The sequence below is a fragment of the Bradyrhizobium sp. URHC0002 genome (assembly GCF_054059515.1).
The window spans coordinates 4,417,498-4,439,985 of sequence record NZ_JBSSCF010000001.1; the positions used below are offsets into that span (position 1 = coordinate 4,417,498).

The 22,488-nt window shown below is 63.4% G+C and carries 15 protein-coding genes; 5 read left to right on the top strand and 10 right to left on the bottom strand.

Annotation, left to right across the window (positions count from 1 at the left end; all coding sequences use genetic code 11):
* Nucleotides 1-387 precede the first annotated feature (387 nt).
* A complete protein-coding gene (locus ACVWVY_RS21425; protein ID WP_456628249.1) occupies nt 388-984 on the top strand; it encodes a TetR family transcriptional regulator in 597 nt (198 codons plus the stop codon).
* Between the two features lie 185 nt (nt 985-1,169).
* Here the strand turns inward: ACVWVY_RS21425 and ACVWVY_RS21430 are convergent, their stop codons facing one another.
* Nucleotides 1,170-2,069 carry a LysR family transcriptional regulator gene (locus ACVWVY_RS21430; RefSeq protein ID WP_456628250.1) on the bottom strand — a complete coding sequence of 300 codons (900 nt, stop codon included), beginning with the start codon at nt 2,067-2,069 and terminating at the stop codon, nt 1,170-1,172.
* A gap of 122 nt (nt 2,070-2,191) precedes the next feature.
* Here ACVWVY_RS21430 and ACVWVY_RS21435 point away from each other — a divergent pair, with 122 nt between their 5' ends.
* The 3 genes from ACVWVY_RS21435 (at nt 2,192) to ACVWVY_RS21445 (ending at nt 5,390) form a co-directional block, all read left to right on the top strand.
* A complete protein-coding gene (locus ACVWVY_RS21435) occupies nt 2,192-2,926 on the top strand; it encodes an SDR family NAD(P)-dependent oxidoreductase (protein WP_456628251.1) in 735 nt (244 codons plus the stop codon).
* Between the two features lie 292 nt (nt 2,927-3,218).
* A complete protein-coding gene (locus ACVWVY_RS21440; RefSeq protein WP_456628252.1) occupies nt 3,219-3,959 on the top strand; it encodes a metallophosphoesterase family protein in 741 nt (246 codons plus the stop codon).
* Between the two features lie 3 nt (nt 3,960-3,962).
* Nucleotides 3,963-5,390: a protein kinase domain-containing protein gene (locus ACVWVY_RS21445; RefSeq protein WP_456628253.1), complete on the top strand. Its 1,428-nt coding sequence runs from the start codon at nt 3,963-3,965 to the stop codon at nt 5,388-5,390.
* A 124-nt stretch (nt 5,391-5,514) separates the two neighbouring features.
* Here the strand turns inward: ACVWVY_RS21445 and ACVWVY_RS21450 are convergent, their stop codons facing one another.
* From ACVWVY_RS21450 to rpe, 4 genes are all read right to left on the bottom strand, one after another.
* Nucleotides 5,515-5,973, bottom strand: a complete 459-nt coding sequence (locus ACVWVY_RS21450; RefSeq protein WP_456628254.1) for a MaoC/PaaZ C-terminal domain-containing protein — start codon at nt 5,971-5,973, stop codon at nt 5,515-5,517.
* A 230-nt stretch (nt 5,974-6,203) separates the two neighbouring features.
* Nucleotides 6,204-6,662: a hypothetical protein gene (locus tag ACVWVY_RS21455; protein ID WP_456628255.1), complete on the bottom strand. Its 459-nt coding sequence runs from the start codon at nt 6,660-6,662 to the stop codon at nt 6,204-6,206.
* 305 nt (nt 6,663-6,967) lie between these two features.
* Nucleotides 6,968-7,447, bottom strand: coding sequence for a GNAT family N-acetyltransferase (locus ACVWVY_RS21460; RefSeq protein WP_456628256.1), 480 nt, complete (start codon nt 7,445-7,447; stop codon nt 6,968-6,970).
* A 39-nt stretch (nt 7,448-7,486) separates the two neighbouring features.
* Nucleotides 7,487-8,188: a ribulose-phosphate 3-epimerase gene (gene rpe, locus ACVWVY_RS21465; protein ID WP_456628257.1), complete on the bottom strand. Its 702-nt coding sequence runs from the start codon at nt 8,186-8,188 to the stop codon at nt 7,487-7,489.
* A 256-nt stretch (nt 8,189-8,444) separates the two neighbouring features.
* On the opposite strand from rpe, the gene ACVWVY_RS21470 reads away from it, so the two are divergent.
* Nucleotides 8,445-9,188, top strand: coding sequence for an EF-hand domain-containing protein (locus ACVWVY_RS21470; RefSeq protein WP_456628258.1), 744 nt, complete (start codon nt 8,445-8,447; stop codon nt 9,186-9,188).
* 35 nt (nt 9,189-9,223) lie between these two features.
* On the opposite strand, the gene ACVWVY_RS21475 is transcribed toward ACVWVY_RS21470, so the two are convergent.
* The 5 genes from ACVWVY_RS21475 to ACVWVY_RS21495 all read right to left on the bottom strand — a co-directional run bounded on the left by ACVWVY_RS21475 (nt 9,224) and on the right by ACVWVY_RS21495 (nt 22,461).
* Nucleotides 9,224-10,219, bottom strand: a complete 996-nt coding sequence (locus tag ACVWVY_RS21475) for a P1 family peptidase (RefSeq protein WP_456628259.1) — start codon at nt 10,217-10,219, stop codon at nt 9,224-9,226.
* A 70-nt stretch (nt 10,220-10,289) separates the two neighbouring features.
* The gene (locus ACVWVY_RS21480) at nt 10,290-13,064 is read right to left on the bottom strand and encodes a PAS domain S-box protein (protein WP_456628260.1); all 2,775 of its coding nucleotides are present in this window, start codon (nt 13,062-13,064) and stop codon (nt 10,290-10,292) included.
* A 234-nt stretch (nt 13,065-13,298) separates the two neighbouring features.
* Nucleotides 13,299-14,792 carry an HWE histidine kinase domain-containing protein gene (locus tag ACVWVY_RS21485; RefSeq protein WP_456632271.1) on the bottom strand — a complete coding sequence of 498 codons (1,494 nt, stop codon included), beginning with the start codon at nt 14,790-14,792 and terminating at the stop codon, nt 13,299-13,301.
* 14 nt (nt 14,793-14,806) lie between these two features.
* Nucleotides 14,807-21,097 carry a HAMP domain-containing protein gene (locus ACVWVY_RS21490; RefSeq protein ID WP_456628261.1) on the bottom strand — a complete coding sequence of 2,097 codons (6,291 nt, stop codon included), beginning with the start codon at nt 21,095-21,097 and terminating at the stop codon, nt 14,807-14,809.
* 245 nt (nt 21,098-21,342) lie between these two features.
* Nucleotides 21,343-22,461, bottom strand: coding sequence for a branched-chain amino acid ABC transporter substrate-binding protein (locus ACVWVY_RS21495; RefSeq protein WP_456628262.1), 1,119 nt, complete (start codon nt 22,459-22,461; stop codon nt 21,343-21,345).
* Between the last annotated feature and the right edge of the window lie 27 nt (nt 22,462-22,488).

The window sequence follows — 22,488 nt, forward strand, 5'->3', positions numbered from 1 at the left end:
CACGACCCCGGCCGGGGCGGCGAAGGGGCCTGTCGCCCGGCCATAACGCCGCCGGAATCTGCCCCGGAAAAAGCTCCTATCTCACGGATTATTGACTGACAGATATTGAAATCTGTCAGCGAGACATGCTATATCCGTTGCCGACGCCGGTATTGGGCGTCACCCGGCTCGATGGTTTGAGCTCGGGTACTTGCAAAGGACTACGTTATGACGACCCATCTCATTCATCTGACCGCCCAAATTCAGCGCTGGCTCAACCAGAGCGTTGCCCGTCACCTGGCCGCCCAGGCCGAGCGGCTGGAACCGGCGACGAAACATTAACCCGCCAAGGTGATTGCCTAAGGGGGATAAGATGACCACCCGTCCCATCGCATCAAAGGTGCGCATATGAACGAAGTCGTGGTTCTGACCCCCGAACGGATTCTGGAGGTTACCGAGGACGTTTTGCGGCGCTACGGGCTGGCCAAGGCAACCGTGGTGGATGTTGCCCGTGCGCTCGATGTCAGCCACGGCAGCGTCTACCGCCATTTCCCCAGCAAGGCCTCGTTGCGCGAGGCGGTGGCCAAGCGCTGGCTCGACCGTCTCAGCGCGCCGCTGTTGAAGATCGCAGAAGCTTCCGGCCCGGCACCCGCCCGGCTGGAGAAGTGGCTGCGCACGATGTTTTCGATCAAGCACAAGCGGCTCGGCGACGATCCCGAAATGTTTGCGACCTACCTGGCGCTGGCCCGTGAGGCCTGCAAGTCGGTGAGCTGCCACAAGGACTGCCTGGTCGATCAGATTGCCCTGATCCTGTCCGACGGCGTGAAGCAGGGCGCGTTCGAGGTCGCCGACGTCAAGGTGACGGCGCGCGCCATGTTCGATGCTACCAGCCGCTTCCATCATCCCGCGCATGCGGAAGAATGGAACGAGCCGGGCGCCCCGGCGCGGATTGACGCGCTGCTGGCGCTGCTGCTCAAGGGGCTGGAAGCGCCGCGCAAGCGGTGACGGTCCTGCTGTAATCCGAACTGGGGCAAAGCCCCTTTCTCCGGGGCCGCGATGTCCGGTCTCGAGACGGAGCGGCAACGCAAAAGATCGAGCGCCCGAGATCTCACGTCGACCCGTAGTGGGGTGGCATCATCCGTGCCACCAACGTTGGAAGGCAAAACAGCGTTCGGCTGCTAGTAGACGCCTCAGCCGTTTTCATTTTTGTGCATGAGCTGAGCCGCAAGATAATTGGAAAAGGTTCGCGCCTTGAGAGACGGTCGACGGCCACCGGGGTAAACAGCGTGGAGTTGGACCCAATCAAGTTGATAGTCGGAAAGGATCGTGACGACCTCGCCAGCCTCGAGTTCGGCACGGCACATCCATCGCGAGGCGACGGCTATTCCGAGACCTGCCTTGGCGCAGGCAATGACGCCGTCGGCTGAGGTGACCTTGATCAATCCCTTGACGGTTACGGAAGCTGCTTTTCCGGATCGCGCGAAATTCCAGCCCGTCCGGCCCGAGAGACCCGGGCCGAGAATGCAGTCGTGACTGGCGAGATCGGCCGGTTTTTGCGGCGTTCCCCTGCACGATAGGTAATCAGGCGAGGCAACAACGAGGCGTGGAGCCTTACCCAGTAACCGCGCGCCGAATCCGGAATCGGGCAAAGGACCTAACCGCAAGGCCATATCGGCTCCTTCGGCGATCAGATCTTCGGTCCGGTCGGACATCAGCAGCTCGATGCCTAGTTTCGGATGCCGCGCTGAGAAGCCAGGCAGGCGGGGGATCACTTCGCGAGTTCCGAATGCCCCCGACAACGCCACACGCAACGTGCCGCGCAAGCTGTCCGCGCCGCGTGCCGCATTTTCGGCGTCATCGAGATCACCGAGGATTTGCCGCGCCCGTTCGAGAAATACCCGGCCGGCGTCGGTCGGCGTGACGTGCCGGGTGGAGCGCAAGAGAAGCTTCACTCCCAGCCGCGCCTCGAGGTCCGCCACCATCCGCGATATCGTAGGCTGCGACACCCCGAGTTCGCGCGCGACGCGAGAGAAGCTGCCGGTCTCGCCGGCGCGGACGAAGGCGGTCAATTCCCGGAGCCGGTCACTCATACGGCTAGCGTATAAGTCAGATGCGCAGTGGTCGTCTACTCGGTACCCCCGTTCGCTGTCATCATTTTGCGCAACCGGTCCGTAGGTCGGGCTGCCAAAGAGAACGAGACAAGGAGGCGCTAATGACAACGACAGCCCTTATCACCGGAGCGACGAGCGGCATCGGTCGCGCGGTGGCCAACAAACTGGCGCAGGTGGGCGTTCATGTCATGGTCGTGGGCCGCAATGTGGAACGTGGTGAAAGAACGGTTGCCGAAATCCGGGCGGCGGGCGGGAAAGCCGATTTCATCTCGTCCGACCTTCGCGATGCCGCGAGCGCCCGAGCGGTCGCGAAACAGGCCGTCGAGCTGGGAAGCGGTCATATCGACGTGCTGATCAATAACGCTGGCGTGTTTCCATTCGGCCCGACGCACGAAACGGGCGAGGAGACGTTCGACGCTGTCTTTGCGCTCAATGTCAAGGCCCCCTTTTTTCTCGTCGCCGAGCTGGCGCCGTTGATGGCGCAGCGAGGCAAAGGAGCAATCGTCAACGTTTCAACGATGGTGGCCGACTACGGCGTAGCGGGGATGAGTCTCTATGGATCGAGCAAATCCGCCATCAATCTTTTGACCAAAGCATGGGCGGCCGAATATGGACCCAAGGGCGTCCGCATAAATGCAGTCAGTCCCGGACCGACTCGCACCGAAGGCACGGCTGCGATGGGCGAGGCTCTGCAACAGCTCGCGGCGCAAGCGCCTGCCGGGCGCCCGGCCGCGCCCGAGGAGATTGCCGAGGTCATAGTGTTCCTGTCGACTGACAGCGCCAGTTTCGTTCATGGTGCGATTCTGCCGGTCGATGGCGGTAGAACCGCCGTATAGGTCTCGTTCGTCCTCTCTTTCGGACACGACGTCAGCTTCCGGCGGCACTTCCGTGACGTCTGCCGTGATCCCCGGTTATCCGTTATTTGGATAAACCGGGTAATAATGTCTCGGCGGCCAGACCACGGCTCGGGATAGCGAGGGGGGCATCTCCCTATATCGCGCCAGATCTGATCAGCCTGACGAGCCTGCAGGCGCCCCTCAGCCTTGATTGCACGTCACAAGGAGCCTGTTGTTTGATATCCCTCAAGACACGCGCAGGCACGGCTGCGATGATCGACGGGGAGGAAATGTGCGTCTGGCGATATTTGCCGATATCCATGCCAACCGGCAGGCGTTCAGCGCGTGTCTCGATTTCGCGCGCGCCCATGGTGCGGAGCGGATCGTCTGCCTCGGCGACATCGTCGGCTACGGCGCCGATCCGGAATGGGCGGTCGATACGGTGATGGGCCTGGTCGATGACGGCGCCATGGCCGTCATGGGTAACCACGATCACGCCATCGGCACCCCGTCGGAAAGCATGAATGCCGTGGCCCAGGCAGCGATCGAGTGGACGCGCGGCAGGCTAAGCCGGCCGCAGCGGCGTTTTCTGGCGGAGTTGCCGCTGACGCGGCGGGAGGACGACCGCCTCTATGTGCACTCCGAAGCATCGCACCCGGCGCGATGGCACTATGTGCGCGATACGCCGGACGCCGCGCGCAGCATCGCGGCCACCGATGCCCATGTCACCTTCTGCGGACACATCCATCGGCCGGCGCTCTATTCGATGTCATCGGCGGCGAAGATGACGAGCTTCGTTCCGACGTCAGACGCGCCGGTGCAATTGCTCGGCGGCCGCCGCTGGCTCGCCGTGCTCGGCTCGGTGGGGCAGCCGCGCGACGGCGACCCGGCGGCTTCGTTCGCAATGCTCGATACGACATCGCGCGAGCTCACCTATTGCCGCGTGCCTTACGATATCGAGGCGGCGGCGGACCGGATCCGCGCCAACGGCCTGCCGCACTGGCTGGCCGATCGTTTGCTCGTGGGGAAATGAGCAATGGTGAAACCTTTGATCGAGCCGGGCACGGAACTTGATGGCTTCACTATCGGGGAACGCGTCCACCAGGGCGGCATGGCGGCGCTGTGGACGGTGACGCATCCCGGCATCACCGTGCCGCTGTTGATGAAGGTCCCGCGGGTTGCCGAGGGCGAGGACCCGGCGGCTATCGTCAGTTTCGAGATGGAGCAGATGATCGTGCCGCGGCTGGCGGGTGCGCACGTGCCGGGCTGTTACGGCACCGGCGATTTCGACCGGCAGCCTTACGTCGTCATGGAGCGCATCCCCGGCAAGACGCTGTACAGCCGGATCGGCCAATTGCCGCTTCCTTACGAAGAGGCGAGGGTAATCGGGGGACAAATCGCCACCGCGCTGGCGGACCTGCACCGGCAGAACGTCATTCACCACGACATCAAGCCGAGCAGCATCATGTTCCGCCCCTCCGGCGAATGCGTGCTGATCGATTTCGGCCTGTCGCATCACAACCAGTTGCCGGATCTGCTGCAGGAAGAATTCCGTCTGCCCTACGGCACCGCGCCCTACATGGCGCCGGAGCGCCTGCTCGGCGTCCGCGACGATCCGCGCAGCGACCTGTTTTCGCTGGGCGTGCTGTTGTATTTCTTCACCACCGGCGAGCGGCCGTTCGGCGAGAGCGAAACGCTGCGCGGCATGCGGCGAAGGCTGTGGCGCGATCCTTATCCACCGCGCAAGCTGCGGCCCGACTATCCGCCCTGGCTGCAGGAAATCGTGCTGCGCTGCCTCGAGATCGAGCCGGTGTGGCGCCATCCGACGGCTTCCCAACTGGCGTTCGAACTGGCGCACCCTGAGCAGATCAAGCTGACGGCGCGCTCAGAACGGTTGCAGCGCGATCCGCTCTCTACGGTGTGGCGCCGCCGCTTCAATCGCGAGCTGACCCAGCCGAAACCGAAATCCGATGTCGCGGCCCAACTGGCCTCGGGTCCGATCGTGGTCGTTGCGATCGATACCGAGGAAGGCTCGGGAGCGCTCAACGAATGCCTGCGCCGGACCGCCGCGCAGCTCCTCTCGACATTGCCGTCGGCGCGGCTCGCCTGTCTGAACGTGCTCAAGCTCGGGCTCATCACCATCGACCGGACGCTGGACGAGCAGGGCAACAACAAGCATATCGACCGCATGGTCGCGCTGCGGCACTGGGCGCAGCCGCTGGAGCTGGATGAAAGCCGGCTCACGGTGCATGTGCTGGAGGCGGTCGATCCCGCCGCCGCGATCCTGGAATTCACCCGGATCAATCATGTCGATCACATCGTGATCGGCGCGCGGCAGAATTCGATGCTGCGTACGTTTCTGGGCAGCGTCTCGGCCAAGGTCGCGGCCGAGGCCGCATGCAGCGTAACGGTGGTCCGGCCGCCGCGGCTGGCGGTGGTGCCTCTGGGGGATGAAATCAAATAATCGGCGCGAACTTTCATCGTCGATCCACCAGCGAGCGAACGACCCACAACAGACATTGGACAACCCGTCTGGTGTCTGAACCAGAGCAAGCGTAAGGGCGCCCAACGCACACCTTTCAAACGTCTCAGGATTTCGCAACTGGTCGGCGCGCGACGAGGACGGTGTTGATGCATTGCAACACCATTTCGCGTTTTTGATTGTGGAGGTGCATCTGGTTGCGGATAATGCCCCTATCAGAACTAGACTTCGACTCGCGCTTCTCTAAAACGGCCACTTCAAGACCAAGTTCGTCGCCTGGACGCACCGGAATCGGCAGCCTGAGTTCATCCCAGCCGAGCCCGGCAAGGATACGAAGCGAAAAAGGCTCTGTCCTGCTCAGCAGCGAAATTACTATCGCGAACGTGTGGGCAGCCGATGCTGTTAGTCCTGCAAAAACTGAGCGCGCGGCAGCTTCTTCATTAGTGTGGAAGGGCTGCGGATCGAACTTTTTAGCGAATTCAATGATCTCGTCCCTCGAGACGAGGTAAGGACCAGCCACGCGCAATTTGCCAACTTCAACCTCTTCGAAATAAAGACTGGTCATCAAACGCCCCCAAGCAAATTAAGCTGGCTGGCTGTGACGAAACTGTAGCCTTCGCGCCGCTGAATGTCAGCAGGTCGGCTTCTGGCACCTAGCGTTTTCGGCGCAGTGCGGAGTTTGGTGCTACCGGGGCAAAGCGGACATCGGTCAAGCAGCGCCAATCAATCTCGATTGATGAGTACGCGCCCACGCTGGCGCGCTGACGGCCGGCAACAGATCAGGCTCGAATGCGCTCAGTCGAGAGTCTGGACGGGCGGTAGCTTGCTGCCGGAGCGCGGCGGGTTCGGCGCAGGATAGCTGGCGGCGCGGCCGCCCCGTTCGGCCTGACCGGCGGAATTGGCTGCGGGGGCGACGGCTTCCGCCCGAGCGCCGCGTACGCTCTCCCTTGAAGATTGCCTGCGGTGCCGCGACGACCGCGAGCCTTCCAGTCCCCACGACCGCGAGATCGAAGGCCCGGCCGTATAGCCGACGAAGGCTCCGGCGACGGCCCCGACCGGGCCAAGCACGACAGCGCCGGCTACCGCGCCCAGTGCGGCGTCGCCTGCGCGCTGCGCGAGCACGGAGGAGGGCACGAGTACCAGGAGCAATGCGGCGATGCTGTAGGCCTTGATCATATTTCTGTCCCATCTGTGGAAGACGGGATGCTGGTCTGCCTTTATGGCGAGATGCGTGATGATTTGTGGCCACAGCATGGACTTTCAGGTTCCGTGGCCCGCTGCACGCCTGCTGTGGCTTTCCTGCTCGCTACTCGCGTCGGGCTGGTCCTGTCACAGCACGCTCTCGCCGGGTTGAAGTGCTTCGGTCAATAGCCGGCGTAAGCTAAAGGAAAATATCGTGGATCGGAGTTCGTGCATGCCAGAGCTCACGAGCGCCCCATCCAGATGGTTCTGCCCGGGCCACCATCCTCGAGCTTCAGGCGATCGAAGCCTCGCCTGGACCAGAACCGGAGGGCTCGTGCATTCGCGCTGTTGACGCCGACATGCGTGGCCCCGACTCCCTACTGCGAGGCGCGGGCCATCCACTCCAAGAACAGCATCGTTCCAGCGCCACGTCCCTGAGTTCTCTCCAACAGGTTCAGATGCAGATGCGCTGGATAGAGCTCGACAATTTGTTGAGGGGTAGGTTGCGGGCGATAGACAGTGTTAGCGCGGCGCTGGTCCGCAGACCATTCGGTCGCCGGCCTCGCAGCCGGATCGGCGTATTGTCGGCGAAGTTTTGGCCACCATTCAGCCTCAAGCCTCTCCTGCCATTTCGCGGTGTCCGGCGTACCGACGGCGAACCCGGCGACGCCCTCGTCGTCTTCGACGACAAGCGCCAGCCGCGGCTCGAGAAGAGCATAAGGCGCGGAATAGATGTGACCGATCAGCTCACGATCCTTGTACAGGTGAGAAGCGTCCCCACCTTCGTGGCCGGTTGCAAGCGAGATCGCATAGAGCGCTTCAAGGTCGGCAGATCTGAACGTTCTGATTGCGAGCACAGAACTCCTCCGCTGCGCGCGGGCGGGACCGGAAATCCGTCAGATCGCTTCGCCGCGCGACAGCGCCGCCGCGTTGCGGATCGCGGAAATATTGGCCTTGTAGGCCTCCATCGTGCCGCCCTTGAACACGGCCGAGCCCGCGACCAGCGCGTTGGCGCCGGCGGCGGCCAACTGTCCGGCAACATCTGGCGCAACGCCGCCGTCGACCTCGATGTCGATCGGGCGTCCCGCCGTCATCGCCCTGATGTCGCTGATCTTGCCGAGCGCCGACTTGATGAAGGCCTGGCCGCCAAAACCGGGATTGACCGACATGACCAGCACGAGATCGATCAGGTCGATGACATATTCGATCGCGCTCGCCGGGGTACCCGGGTTGAGCGAGACGCCGGCCTTCTTGCCGAGCGCACGGATCGCCTGCAGCGAGCGATGCAGATGCGGGCCGGCCTCGGCATGGACGGTGATATGATCGCAGCCCGCTTTTGCGAACGCCTCGAGATAGGAATCGCAGGGCGCGATCATCAGATGCGCGTCAAAAATCTTCTTGGTGTGCGGGCGCATCGCCTTGATGACATCAGGTCCGTAGGAAATGTTCGGCACGAAATGCCCGTCCATCACATCGAGATGGATCCAGTCGGCGCCCGCCGCATCGACGGCGCGGACTTCCTCGCCCAGTTTGGCGAAATCCGCCGCCAGGATCGACGGCGCGATGACGAGGGGACGCGACGCAAACTGCTGGGACATGTGCGCTTTCCCAAATCTCTTCGAGGGGCGGAATGGCCCCGCGTAACATGGGGGCGGGCCGGGGGCAATGCGGCCGCCGACGTCTCCTGTGGGCGGAAAAATCTGCCGGAGCGGGCAGCTATTGCCGGGTTCGCCGGACGGAATCGGATGCGGGAAAGCCCGGTTTTATTGGGTTTTTCCGAATGGCACGGCGCTTGCTGAGAAGGAACTCGTACGAGCTGTCGGCCGCCCCGCGCGGTCTTGTGGGAGTTCTGCCATGTTCTTTGCTCTGGGCGCTGCGTCATCGGCATTCAATGCCCTCAAGGCGCTGACGTCGTCGAAGTCGTCTGCGCAAACCACCGGCGCCAGCCAGGACGCTGCAACCACGTTCGGTCTGTCGTCCGCGAGTGCGCCGGCTTCGATCGGACCGGGATCCGGATCGGGCGGCGGTACGCCGATATCAACGGAAACCATGAGCGCGCTGCTCGACGCACAGAGCCAGATCTCAGCAGGGTCGGCGACGGCATCCAAGAGCCGCTCGGCCGCTTTGAAGGACCTGTTCGGGCAGATCGATGGCGACGGTAACGGCAAGATCAGCAAGAAAGAATTCGAAACGGCGCTCGGCGCAGGGGGCACCAACCTCACGCAGGCCGACAGCGTGTTCGGCAAGCTCGACAAGGACGGCGACGGCTCGGTCAGCCTCAAGGAGCTGGCATCGGCGCTGAAACCCAAGGGGCATCACCACGATCGTGATAAAGTCGGCGATGGCGACGGATCCGGCTCCGATCCATTCTCGCAGGCGCTGCAGGGCGCTTCCAGCACATCGGTCACCAACAGCGACGGTTCGGTGACGACCTCGCTGACCTATGCGGATGGCTCGAAGGTATCGATGACGTCGGCGGCGGGCAAAAGCTCATCCGCATCAGCGACATCGTCCTACAATTTCATTGAGCAGATGATCCAGCGTCAGGCCCTGGCAATTTCATCAGGCACCACTTCATCGCTCTCGGTGAGCGTCTGACCACGAGACCCGGCGAGATCGTTTCGGAGTGCGACCTAGCCGAAGCGATCGCCCCACGCCGGTAGCGCGCCCAGAAAGGGCAGCGCGACCGCACTGTGAACGCCGCGCGCGATCGCGCGGGAGACCGTGTTGGCGGCGACCATGCCGAGTTCGGTGAGGCCGGACCGGGGATCGATCGGCTTCTTGCCGGTCGCGGCGGCATACACCACGTCGCCATCCGTCGTGGCATGGACGGGATAGATCGCGCGCGCCATTCCGGTGTGCGCGATCATCGCCAGCCGTTTGGCCTGCGCTTTGGTCAGCACGGCGTCCGTGACCACGACCACCAGCGTGGTATTTTCCGAAGACGCCGCAGCCGGGCCGCCCTTGAGGCGTGCGCTGAGCATGTCGGGCGTGAACGCAGGGGGCAATCCGCGCCCGCCAAATTCGTTGCTCAGTTCGAACGGCGCCGCCCAAAACCATGGCCCGTCGCCGACGGTCACGCTGCCGACGGCGTTGACGACGGCGAGCGCCCCGACGGATACGCCGTCGCCGGTCTGCGCAGACGCCGAACCGAGCCCGCCCTTGAAATTGGCGGTCGTCGCGCCGAGGCCGGCGCCGACGCTGCCGAGCGCGAAATCATCGCTTGCCGCGCAAGCCGCGGCGTAGCCGAGATCGCGATAGGGCGGGAAGCGTCCCCATGCCTTGTTGCCGCCGTTGAGCAGATCGAAGCAGATCGCGCCCGGAACGATCGGAATGACCGCCTCACGGATTCTTAAACCCCGGCCTTGTTCGGCAAGCCAGGCCTGAACGCCGCCCGCAGCATCCAGTCCGAGCGCCGAGCCGCCGGAAAGCGCGATACCGTCAATCGCCTCGACCGTACTCTCGGGTTTGAGCAACCCGTCCTCACGGGTGCCGGGGCCGCCGCCGCGCACGTCGATCGAGGCGACCGCGGGAGTATCGAAAAGGATCGCGGTAACGCCGGAGGCTACAGTTGCGTCGTGGGCGTGGCCGACGCGAACGCCGGCAATATCGGTGAGGAGGTTTTTCAAGGCGCCGGTCCGTTGGGGAGCTGTATCGATCTGGGTGTGCTCCACGGATATATCAGCCGTCGAGAATGCTTCAACTGGCAAGCGCCAGCCGGATCATCCTGGCGAGCTCTGATTTGCGGTAGGGTTTCGCCAGCAGCAGCACGCCGGAATCCAGCCGGCCGTGATGGACGATGGCGTTCTCCGTATATCCGGACGTATAGAGCGTCTTGAGGCCCGGCCGGCGCTTGAGGGCTTCGTCGACCAGTTGGCGGCCGTTCATGTTGCCGGGCATGATCACGTCGGTGAAAAGCAGATCGATGTTGGCGACATTGTCGACGATCTGCAGGGCGTCGGACGCGTTGGCCGCCTCGAGCGTGGTGTAGCCCAGGCTCTCGATCTGGGTCATCACGTAGCGGCGCACCAGTGAATCGTCCTCGACGACGAGGATTGTTTCGTTGCCGCCCTCGATGTCAGCCGCGACCTTCGCTTCCGCCGCGGTCTGATGCAGTCCCGTGGCCCGCGGCAGGTAGATCTTGACGGAGGTGCCGTGGCCTTCCTCGCTGTAGATCTTGACATGTCCGCCTGACTGCTTGACGAAGCCGAACACCATGCTGAGGCCAAGGCCGGTGCCTCGGCCGACCTCCTTGGTGGTAAAAAAGGGTTCGAATACCCGTTCCAGCAGCGCGGCGGGAATGCCGGTGCCGGTATCGCTGACGGCGATCATGACGTAGTTGCCGGGTGCGACCTCGCTTTGCGTGTCGGCATAGTTCTCGTCGAGATAGACGTTGCTGGTCTCGAGCGCGAGCTTGCCGCCATTGGGCATGGCGTCGCGCGCGTTGATTGCCAGATTGAGCACGGCCGTGGCGAGCTGGTTCGGATCGGCCAGCGCCGTCCAAGCATCCTCGGCCAGAAGCGGCGTGATTTCGATGTGTTCGCCGAGGGTCGGATGCAGCAGCTTCGCCGCCTCCAGCACCAGTGCATTGACGTCGACCTCGATCGGCTGCAGCGGCTGCTTGCGGGCAAAGGCGAGGAGATGCCTGGTCAGGTTGGCGCCGCGTTCGGCGGCTTCGTCAATCAGCTTGGCGACGGCGGCGAGTTGAGGATCGCCGGCGACGGCTTCTTCCAGAATGCCGATCGTTCCGGTAATCACGGTCAAGATATTGTTGAAGTCGTGCGCGACGCCACCGGTGAGCTGGCCGACCGCATCCATTTTCTGCGCATGCCGCAATTGGGCTTCCGCAGCCTGCTTTTCGGTCAGGTCCCGGCCGATGAAGAAGTGGCGGCGGACCGGCTCCGACCACGTCCCGGTCCAGTTCAGCGCGACGGCCTTGCCCGCCTTGTTGATATAGCGCGTCTCGAAATTGCGCTTGCTTTGTCCCCGTCGCGCCGCCCGCATCTCCCTGCGGGTGTGTTCGAGATCGTCGGGGTGGATGAACTCCACCGCGCTATGCCCGATCATGTCGGACGGCTGATAGCCGAGTATCGTGGTGACGCTCGGGCTGACCTGGATGAAATTCCCCGCGGTGTCGGTCACGAGGATGAGGTCGTTCGAGGAATCGAAGATGCGCCGTCGCTCCTCGATTTCCTGGTTGAGCGCATCCTCCGTCCGCTTGCTTTCGGTGACGTCGCGCGCGGTCTTGGAGATGCCGATGAGCTTGCCGGTGGCCGAGCGGATCGGGGAGATGCTCAGCGAAACGTCGAGGGGGCGGCCATCCCTGTGCACGCGCGACGTTTCGAAAGGTTCGACCGGTTCGCCCCGGCTGGTCCGTTCGATGATACTGCGTACATCGCTCTGGCGGCCCGGCGGCACGATGATGTTGATGCTCTTGCCGATCGCCTCCGCTGCCGTGAAGCCGAACAGGCGTTCGGCGGCTCCGTTCCAGCCGGTAATGGTGCCGTCCAGCAACTTGGTGATGATGGCGTCGTTGGACGATTCCACGACTGCGCTGAACAGGCTTTCGCGTTCGGTGCGCAGACGTCGCTCGGAGGCGGCTTCCCGGCGGACCACGCCCAGCAGGCGAGCCAGCTTGGCCTGCAGGCCGACATTGTCGACGAGCAGGACGGCGAGCACGAAGCTCGCGGCGGAAAGGCCGTAGATGCGGCCAAGATAGAAGCCGACGTCGAAACGTGCCACGTTCAGCATCGCCGACAGGGCGATGTCGAACAGCCATGCGCACATCACCACCATCAGCCAGACGTCGAGGACGAAGTGCGGCCTGCGCAGCCACAGCACCGCCAATGCAGCGAGGCTGAGGCACCATACGGTCGTGACCACGGTGAGCATGACGGGCGTGTAATGGCCGTCGCTCAGCAGGATCGGCAGCCGGTCGTGTTGCGCGGTGACGATCCAGGTGAACGCGGCCATCGCGACAACAACCACAACGATGCTGGTAATGATTGCCGCACCGGTCGCGCCCTGTACCTTCGGCTCGTTGTGCCTTGCCTTCAGCAAGGCATAGCCGAGGACGAGCAGCGGAAATACGCCGTGCCAGATCATGTAGAGCCAGACGGTGGTCTGCGTTCCCGCGCCGAGCAGCCCTCCGGGCGCGAACAGGCCGGGAAAGGTGAGGGCGTGGACGATAGCCGCCATCGCCGTGAACAAATACCCGCTGGCGAGCAGCAGCAGCGCCCGCGAGCGGGAAACCGCGAACTGCGAAAACAACAGGACGGCGGTGATCAGGTCGTTGATGGCCAGTGCGGACTGATAGCTCGCAATGAATGCCGGGATCGGATCAAGCGGCACGCCGGCAAACGGCACGGCGGCGACGAACAGCATGGCCAAGACGATGACGACGGCGAGCGCGGGCATGCGATCGCGGCGGGTCGCCGGCATGTTCGAAAGAAAGATGTTGCGCTCGTCACCCATTGTCGTCTCCGGCAAACTGGCAGCGAACGCGCCATGTCAAAAGCGTCAAACGCGCGAAAACAATCCATCCGGCGCGGTCGGACATCCAGCCGATACCTGGCGCCACTGGTATCGACGCCGCTGGAATCGCTCCTCCGAGGTTACGCTAACGACGCTTCGACAGGAATCAGCTCAAGGGTACATATTACCGGACGATGCCGGGAGGAAAACTCGACGATAGGGTCAAGCGCCGGGCTACCGCTCGGCGCGTCGCAAGCCGTTGCCGTCGACGGCGGTCTCGCGGAGCGCAACCGGATCGGCGGCAAGCTGCCGTTGCGACAAGGGGACCGAGAGGCAGCAAACGAGGCCTTCCGGGCGCCAATCGAATTCCGCCTGGCCGCCGAGCTGCGACTCGATGCTGGCGATCACGCTTCTGGTTCCGAACCCTCGCGATACCGGCTTCTCGACCGGCGGACCGCCGGTCTCCATCCATATGATCTTGAGAAGGCCCGCCTGGTCTTCCCAGTGCACCGACAGCCGGCCCGACTGCGTCGTCAGGGCGCCATACTTCGCCGAGTTGGTGACGAGTTCGTGCAGCGCCAGCGCGACAGTCTGGGCCGTCGCCGGCTCGAGTTGGATCTCCGGACCACGCAACGCGATCTGGTCGCCGGTGGAATAGGGCGCCAGCTCCTCGTCGATCAGTTTTCTTATTTCCGCGCCCTGCCAGCCCGACAGCGAAAGCACGGTATGCACCCGCGCCAGCGCGTTGATCCGTCCTTCGACCGAACGGACGTAGGTCTTCACATTTTCGCCGCGCGTCAGCCGAACGATGGATTGCGCCAGCGCCAGCGCGTTCTTGGCACGGTGATCGACCTCTCGCGCCAGCAGGTTCTGGCGCTCCTCGGCCTGTTTGCGCTCGGTGATATCGACGGTGACGCCACTGACGCGGATGACACGGCCGCCCTTGTCGGTGCTCGCCGCCGCCGTGCCCGCGCACCACCGCACCTCGCCGGTCGGCCGGACGATGCGGAATTCCGCTTCGTATGATTTCTCGCCTCGGGCAAAGCTCGCCCACGCCTCGTGCAATCCCCGTACGTCGTCGGGGTGAAACAGCGCCTGGATATTGGCCGGCGTCAGGTCGAACTTGCCGGGATCGATGCCGAGGATCTGGTACTGGCCGTCGTCCCACATCCAGTCGCCGTTGACCCAGTCCCAGTCCCAGGATCCCATTTTGCCGGCGGCGATCGCGAGGCTGCGGCGCTGTTCGCTTTCCAGCAGTCTTGCGTGCGATTCCTCCAGTTCGGCGGTGCGGGCGCGAACGCGATCCTCGAGCTCGACGTTGAGGCGCTCGAGTTGGCGCGTCTTGCGATAGAGCTCGGCAAACACCTTGATCTTGGCGCGCAACACTTCCGGCACGACCGGCACCGGAACATAATCGACCGCGCCCATCTCATAGCCGCGCAGCCGGTCGATGTCGCTGACCTGTATGGCGGAGATGAATATCATCGCCGTCTTCTGGAAGCGGGGATGTTCGCGGATCATGGCGGCGAGTTCGAACCCGTCCAGTTCCGGCATGCAGACATCGACCAGGATGATGGCGACATCGTTCTTGAGCAGGAACTCAAGCGCTTCGCGCCCGGACGAAGCCTTGACCAAATTCTCGCCGAGTTCCTTCAGGATGACTTCATAGGCGAGCAGCTTCGCCGGCTGATCGTCAACCAGAAGGATGTTTACCTTGTCGTAATCCATCATGCTTACGCCGATCAGCGGTGGAGCCACATTCGAATGGCGAGCAGCAACTGCTCGGTATTGACGGGTTTGGCGAGATAGTCCGAAGCGCCGGCTTCGAGACATTTCTCGCGGTCGCCCTTCATCGCCTTGGCGGTCAGCGCGATGATCGGAAGGCGGCCGAAGGACGGGTTTTGCCTGATGACGCCGATGGTCTGATATCCGTCCATCTGCGGCATCATGATATCCATCAGCACGATTGCGATATTGGGGTTGGACTCGACCAGCGCGATGGCCTCATGGCCGGTCGTCGCGGTCAGCACCTTCATTCCGCGCCGTTCTAATACGCTCGACAGCGCAAAGATGTTCCGGGCGTCATCGTCCACCAGGAGCGCGGTTTTGCCAACGAGATCCTCATCGGAACTATTGAGCTTTTCGAGCATCCTCTGCTTCACGACCGGCAATTCCGTGATCACACGGTGCAAAAACAGCGACGTTTCGTCGAGCAGGCGTTCCGGCGACTCGACGCCTTTCACCACGATGCTCCTCGCCATGGTGTGAAGTTCCGCATCCTCCTCGGCCGAAAGTTCCCGTCCCGTGAACACCACGACGGGTACGTTCGATAGCGTTTCGTCTTTGCGAAGCCGGTCGAGCACCTCGAAGCCGCTCATATCTGGCAGCCGCAGATCCAGCACGACGCAGTCCCATGGCTGGTCGCGCAGCATCGACAACGCATCGGCGCCGGTGTCGGCAGTGAGGATCTCGATGTCGTCGTGGCCGAGCAATTCGGTGATGCTCATCTGCTCGGCGGCATTGTCCTCGACGATCAGAAGGCGCTTGCGTCGGGGTTTTGCGTATTCCTTGATCTGCGACAGCGCCGCGCTGACGCCCTCGGTCGTCGTCGGCTTGTTGACGAAGGAGAAGGCGCCGCGCGCCAGCGCATGCTGGCGGTCTTCGTCGAGCGTGATGATCTGCACCGGAATGTGCCGCGTCAGCGGATTGTGCTTGAGCTGGCTCAGCACGGTCCAGCCCAGCATGTCCGGCAGGAACACGTCGAGCGAGACCGCGGCCGGCTGGAATTGCTTGGCGAGTTCGAGCGCCTCGGCGCCACGGCTGGCGACAAGCACCTTGAAGCCCTTGTCGCGCGCCAGATCGATCAGTACCCGGGCATAATGCGGATCGTCCTCGACGATCAGGAGGATGGTATCTCCCGGCTCGAGGTTGAGGCGATCGTCCGGCAATTGCTCGATGACCCGCTCCTGCGTCGCTGCGGCCTGCAGCGCCGGCGTCGACGCGAACGGCGACGGGCCAGGGACCCGTGGCGAAACCGTCGGACCGGAATATTTCAGCGGCAGATAGAGCACGAAGGTAGAGCCCTTGCCGGGCGCGCTGCGCAGGTGAATTTCACCGCCGAGCAGGCCCGCGAGCTCGCGGCTGATGGCGAGGCCGAGACCGGTGCCGCCGTATTTCCGGCTGGTGCCGGCGTCGGCCTGCTGGAATGCCTCGAAGATCAGTTTCTGTTTCTCCAGCGGAATGCCGATTCCGGTGTCGGTCACCTCGAAGGCGATGACGGCGGGCGCGTGATTGAGGATCGGGTGCTCGACGCTCCAGCCGCCGACGGCGGCCGATACGTTCAGCCTCACGCCGCCCTCCGCGGTGAACTTGAATGCGTTCGACAGCAGGTTCTTCAGAACCTGCTGCAGGCGCTTGGAGTCGGTCACCATGCTGCGGGCGAGATTCGCGTCGACGTCCACGGTGAACGAGAGCTGGCGGTTGTCGGCTTCGTGCCTGAACGGCCGGCCGACGGTCTCCAGCAGGCTCGATGTCAGGATCTCCTCGGCATCGACGGTCACGGTACCGGATTCGATCTTCGACAGGTCGAGGATGTCGCTGATCAGGTTGAGCAGGTCGGTGCCGGCGCCGTGGATGGTGCGGGCGAACTCGACCTGTTTTGCCGACAGATTGCCCTCCGGATTTTCGGTGAGCTGCTGGCCGAGGATCAGGATGCTATTGAGCGGCGTGCGCAGCTCATGCGACATGTTGGCGAGGAATTCGGACTTGTACTTCGAGGTCAGCGAAAGCTCGGTCGCCTTTTCTTCGAGCGCGCGCCGCGCCTGCTCGATTTCCTGGTTCTTTCTTTCCACCTCGACGTTGCGCTCGGCAAGCTGCTGGGCCTTCTGTTCGAGCTGTTCGTTGGTCTGCTGCAGTTCCTTCTGCTGGGTCTGCAATTCGCCGGCGAGCTGCTGGGATTGCTTGAGCAGGCCCTCGGTCTGCATCGTGGCCTCGATCGAGTTGAGCACGATGCCGATAGAGTCGGTGAGCTGTTCGAGGAAGGTCATCTGCGAGGTCGTGAACGAAGAGATCGAAGACAGCTCGATCACCGCCTTGACCTGGTTTTCGAACAACACCGGAAGCACGACGAGATTTTTCGGAACGACGCGCAGCAACGCCGAATTGATCGGCGCCGTGTCGGTCGGAATGTCCGACACCAGCCGCTGACGCTTGTCGATCCCGCATTGGCCGATCAGCCCCTCGCCAAATTGCACGACTTGCGGATGCGGATTGGCCCCGTCGCCGGCATAGGCCGAGAGCAGGCGCAACTGCGGGCTATCGGCATTCTCGGCCTGGTAGATCACGCCCATATGGGCGTTGATCAGCGGCGCCAGTTCGGTCAGCAGCAGCCGTCCAACGGTCGTGAGGTCGCGCTGGCCCTGCAGCATGTTCGTGAATTTGGCGAGGTTGGTCTTCAGCCAGTCCTGTTCGGTATTCACCTGCGTCGTCAGACGAAGGTTGCCGATCATCGTGTTGATGTTGTCCTTGAGTTCAGCCACTTCGCCGCGGGCGTCGACCTGGATCGAGCGGGTCAGGTCGCCCTTGGTCACGGCGGTCGCGACTTCGGCGATCGCGCGCACCTGCGAGGTCAGGTTGGCGGCAAGCAGGTTGACGTTGCCGGTGAGGTCCTTCCAGGTGCCGGCGGCGCCGGGCACGTTGGCCTGGCCGCCGAGCCGTCCCTCGACGCCGACTTCGCGCGCCACGCTGGTGACCTGGTCGGCGAAGGTAGCGAGCGTCTCGGTCATGTTGTTGATGGTGTCGGCAAGGGCTGCGACTTCGCCCTTCGATTTCACGGTCAGGTTCTGCTTCAGGTCGCCGTCGGCGACCGCGGTCACGACCTTGACGATGCCGCGCACCTGCTCGGTCAGGTTGGCGGCCATGAAGTTCACGGTGTCGGTGAGGTCCTTCCAGGTACCGGCGACGCCGGGCACCTGCGCCTGACCGCCGAGCTTGCCCTCGGTGCCCACTTCGCGCGCCACGCGCGTCACTTCGCCGGCAAAGGCGTTGAGCTGGTCGACCATCGTGTTGATGGTGTTCTTCAGTTCGAGGATTTCGCCCTTCACGTCGACCGTGATCTTGCGCGACAGGTCGCCGCGGGCCACGGCGGTGGTGACTTCGGCGATGTTGCGGACCTGCGTGGTGAGGTTGGCCGCCAGAAGGTTGACGTTATCTGTCAAATCCTTCCAGGTGCCGCCGACGCCGGGCACCACGGCCTGGCCGCCCAATCGTCCCTCGGTGCCGACCTCGCGCGCCACGCGCGTCACTTCGGCGGCGAACGAGCGAAGCTGCTCGACCATCGTATTGAGGGTGTCTTTGAGCAGCAGGATTTCGCCGCGGACGTCGACCGTGATCTTCTTCGACAGGTCACCGCCGGCGATGGCGGTGGCGACTTCGGCGATGTTGCGGACCTGCGCGGTCAGGTTGGAGGCCATGAAGTTGACGTTGTCGGTGAGGTCCTTCCAGGTGCCGGCCACCTCAGGCACCTGGGCCTGGCCGCCGAGCTTGCCTTCGGTGCCGACTTCGCGCGCGACGCGGGTGACTTCCGAGGCGAAGGCGTTGAGCTGGTCCACCATCGTGTTGACGGTATTCTTCAGTTCCAGAATCTCGCCCTTGACGTCGACGGTGATCTTCTTCGACAGGTCGCCCTTCGCCACCGCCGTCGTCACTTCGGCGATGTTGCGGACCTGGCCGGTCAAATTGCCGGCCATCGAGTTGACGTTATCGGTGAGGTCTTTCCAGGTGCCGGCGACACCGGGCACGTTGGCCTGGCCGCCGAGCCGCCCCTCGGTGCCGACCTCGCGCGCCACGCGGGTCACTTCACCGGCGAAGCGGTTGAGCTGGTCGACCATCGTGTTGAGCGTTTCCTTGAGCTGCAGGATTTCGCCGCGCACGTCGACCGTGATCTTGCGCGACAGGTCGCCGCCGGCGATTGCGGTCGCGACCTCGGCGATGTTGCGGACCTGCGCCGTCAGATTGCCGGCCATCGAGTTCACGCTGTCGGTGAGATCCTTCCAGGTGCCGGCGACCCCGGTCACCTGGGCCTGGCCGCCGAGCTTGCCGTCGGTGCCGACCTCGCGCGCCACGCGCGTCACTTCGCCGGCGAAGGCGTTGAGCTGGTCGACCATCGTGTTCAGCGTTTCCTTTAATTGAAGGATTTCACCGGACACGTTGACCGTGATCTTCTTCGACAGGTCGCCCTTCGCCACCGCGGTCGCGACCTCGGCGATGTTGCGGACCTGACCGGTGAGGTTGCCGGCCATCGAATTGACGTTGTCGGTGAGGTCCTTCCAGGTGCCGGCGACGCCGCGCACGTTGGCCTGGCCACCGAGCTTGCCTTCGGTACCGACCTCGCGCGCCACGCGCGTCACTTCACCGGCAAAGGCGTTGAGCTGGTCCACCATCGTATTAATGGTGTCTTTCAGTTCGAGAATTTCGCCGCGCACGTCCACCGTGATCTTCTTCGACAGGTCGCCGTTGGCGACCGCGGTCGTCACCTCGGCGATGTTGCGGACCTGCGCCGTCAAATTGCTCGCCATCGAGTTGACGCTCTCGGTGAGATCCTTCCAGGTGCCGGCGACACCGAGCACGTTGGCCTGGCCGCCGAGCCGTCCCTCGGTGCCGACTTCGCGCGCCACGCGCGTCACTTCGCCGGCGAAGGCGTTGAGCTGGTCGACCATCGTGTTGAGCGTTTCCTTCAGCTGAAGGATTTCGCCCGAGACGTTCACCGTGATCTTCTTGGAGAGGTCGCCGCCGGCAATCGCGGTCGCGACGTCGGCGATGTTGCGGACCTGCGCCGTCAGGTTGGAGGCCATGAAGTTGACGTTGTCGGTGAGATCCTTCCAGGTGCCGGCGACGCCGGGGACCTGGGCCTGACCGCCGAGCTTGCCTTCGGTGCCGACTTCGCGGGCGACGCGGGTCACTTCTGAAGCGAACGAGTTGAGCTGGTCGACCATCGTGTTGATGGTGTCCTTCAGCTCCAGGATTTCGCCGCGGACGTCCACCGTGATCTTGCGCGAAAGATCGCCGCGGGCGACCGCCGTGGTGACGTTGGCGATGTTGCGGACCTGGGCGGTGAGGTTGCCGCACATCGCGTTGACGGAGTCGGTCAGATCCTTCCAGGTGCCGGCGACGCCGGGGACGATGGCCTGGCCGCCGAGCTTGCCGTCGGTGCCGACCTCGCGGGCCACACGCGTCACTTCGGAAGCGAAGGATCGGAGCTGGTCCACCATCGTGTTGATGGCTTCCTTGAGCTGTAGGATCTCGCCGCGGACGTCGACCGTGATCTTCTTCGACAGGTCGCCGTTGGCGACCGCAATGGTGACCTCGGCGATGTTGCGGACCTGGCCGGTCAGGTTGTTGGCCATCGAGTTGACGCTCTCGGTCAAATCCTTCCAGACGCCTGTCACTTCCGGCACCTGGGCCTGGCCGCCGAGCTTGCCCTCGGTGCCGACCTCGCGCGCCACGCGCGTCACTTCCGAGGTGAACACGGAAAGCTGCTTGATCATCGTGTTGACGATGGTGGCCGACTGCAAGAATTCGCCGCCAAGTGGGCGGCCGTCGACATCGAGCTGCACGGTCTGCAGCAGATTACCTTGGGCCACGGCGGCGACCGCGCGCGTGACTTCGCGGGTCGGCCATAGCAGGTCGTCGATCAGCGTATTGACGGAACCCTCCATGTCCGCCCACGATCCGCTCGACAAGTCGAACTTGACGCGCTGCCGCGTCTTGCCTTCGCGGCCGACGACCTGGCCGACGTGCTCCAGTTGCTGCGCCATTCGCTGGTTGGCGGCGACGATTTCGTTGAAGGTGTCGGCGATCTTGCCCTCGATGCCGATGTGATCGCCGGTCATCCGTACCGAGAAATCGCCCGCCCGCATCGCCTGCAATGCGTGCAGCAGATCCTGCATCGGATCGGACGTGCCGTTGGCGGTGGGTGGTGTCGGTTTGGTGACCCGGCGAGCCGAGGGTGATGCTCCAGGGGAAAGGTCACTCATAGTGTTTCCTCGGCCAGTTCGCGCAAATCATCTCGGCTGAAATGCGATTTCACAGATAGAACCGCTGCCCCACCGGCAGATCAAGCCGGACTAACGGTTAATGTCGAGAAATCAATGACATGGAACTCAGCCCGTTTGCTCAATTCGGCGGGAACCCAATAGTTCCAATGGCCCCAAAATTATCTGGAACCCAAAATGAAAACGCCCCGGCAAGCCGGGGCGTTTGATGTTCAATCCACGAAGGGTCAGGAGCCCTTCGGGTTGATTTCGGTGTAGTTGCCCTTGGCGTCCCACTTGTAGACGACGTAGTCGATGACCTTGATGTCGCCCTTGGCGTCGAAGGAAAGCTTGCCGAGCACGGTGTCCCATTCGCCGGCCTTGATGGTCTCCATCACCTTCTTCGGATCGGTGGTCTTCGCCTTCGTTACCGCCTGGGTCCAGACCTGCATCGCGGCGTAGGTGTAGAGGGTGTAGCCTTCGGGATCGATGTTCTTGGCCTTGAACTTCTCGACGATCGCTTTCGCGGTCGCCTTGTTGCGCGGGTCGGGACCGAAGGTGAACAGCGTGCCTTCGGCGGCCGGACCGGTGATCGAGGCGAATTCCTTGTCGTTCATGGCGTCACCCGCCATCAACACCGTCTTGAGGCCCTGGTCGCGCATCTGGCGCAGGATCAGGCCGGCTTCCTGATGGTAGCCGCCGACAAAGACCAGATCGATATTGTCGCGCTTCAGCCGCGACACGATCGCGTTAAAGTCCTTGTCGCCCTTGTTGTAGGATTCGAACATCTTCTCGGTGAAGCCGGCCTTGTTGAGCGCCTTCTTGGTTTCCTCCGCGAGGCCTTTGCCGTAGGTGGACTTGTCGTTGAGGATGGCGACGTTCTTGCCCTTGTAGTTCTTGGCGATGTATTCGGCGGCAACCAGGCCCTGCTGGTCGTCGCGGCCGCAGACGCGGGCCACGTTCCACAGCTTGCGCTCGGTGAACAGCGGGTTGGTCGAGGCCGGCGTAATCTGCAGCACGTTGCCGTCGGCGTAGGCTTCCGACGCCGGGATCGACGACGAGGAGCAGAAGTGACCGGCAACGAACGGGATCTTCGCGCTGGCGAACTTTTCCGCCACCGAACGCGCCTGCTTGGGATCGCAGGCATCGTCGCCGACCTGCAGCGCCAGCTTCTTGCCGAGCACGCCGCCGGCGGCATTGATGTCGGCCACCGCCTGTTCGGCGCCGTTCTTCATCTGCCGGCCGAACGCGGATTCGCCGCCCGTCATCGGGCCCGCCACGGCGATGGAGATGTCCTGCGCCAGCGCCGTTGTCGAAAGCGCCAACGATGCGCCCAAAGCCAGGCCGATGAGTTTCAGTGATTTCATGAGGTATCCTCGCAGGTCAGTCGATTT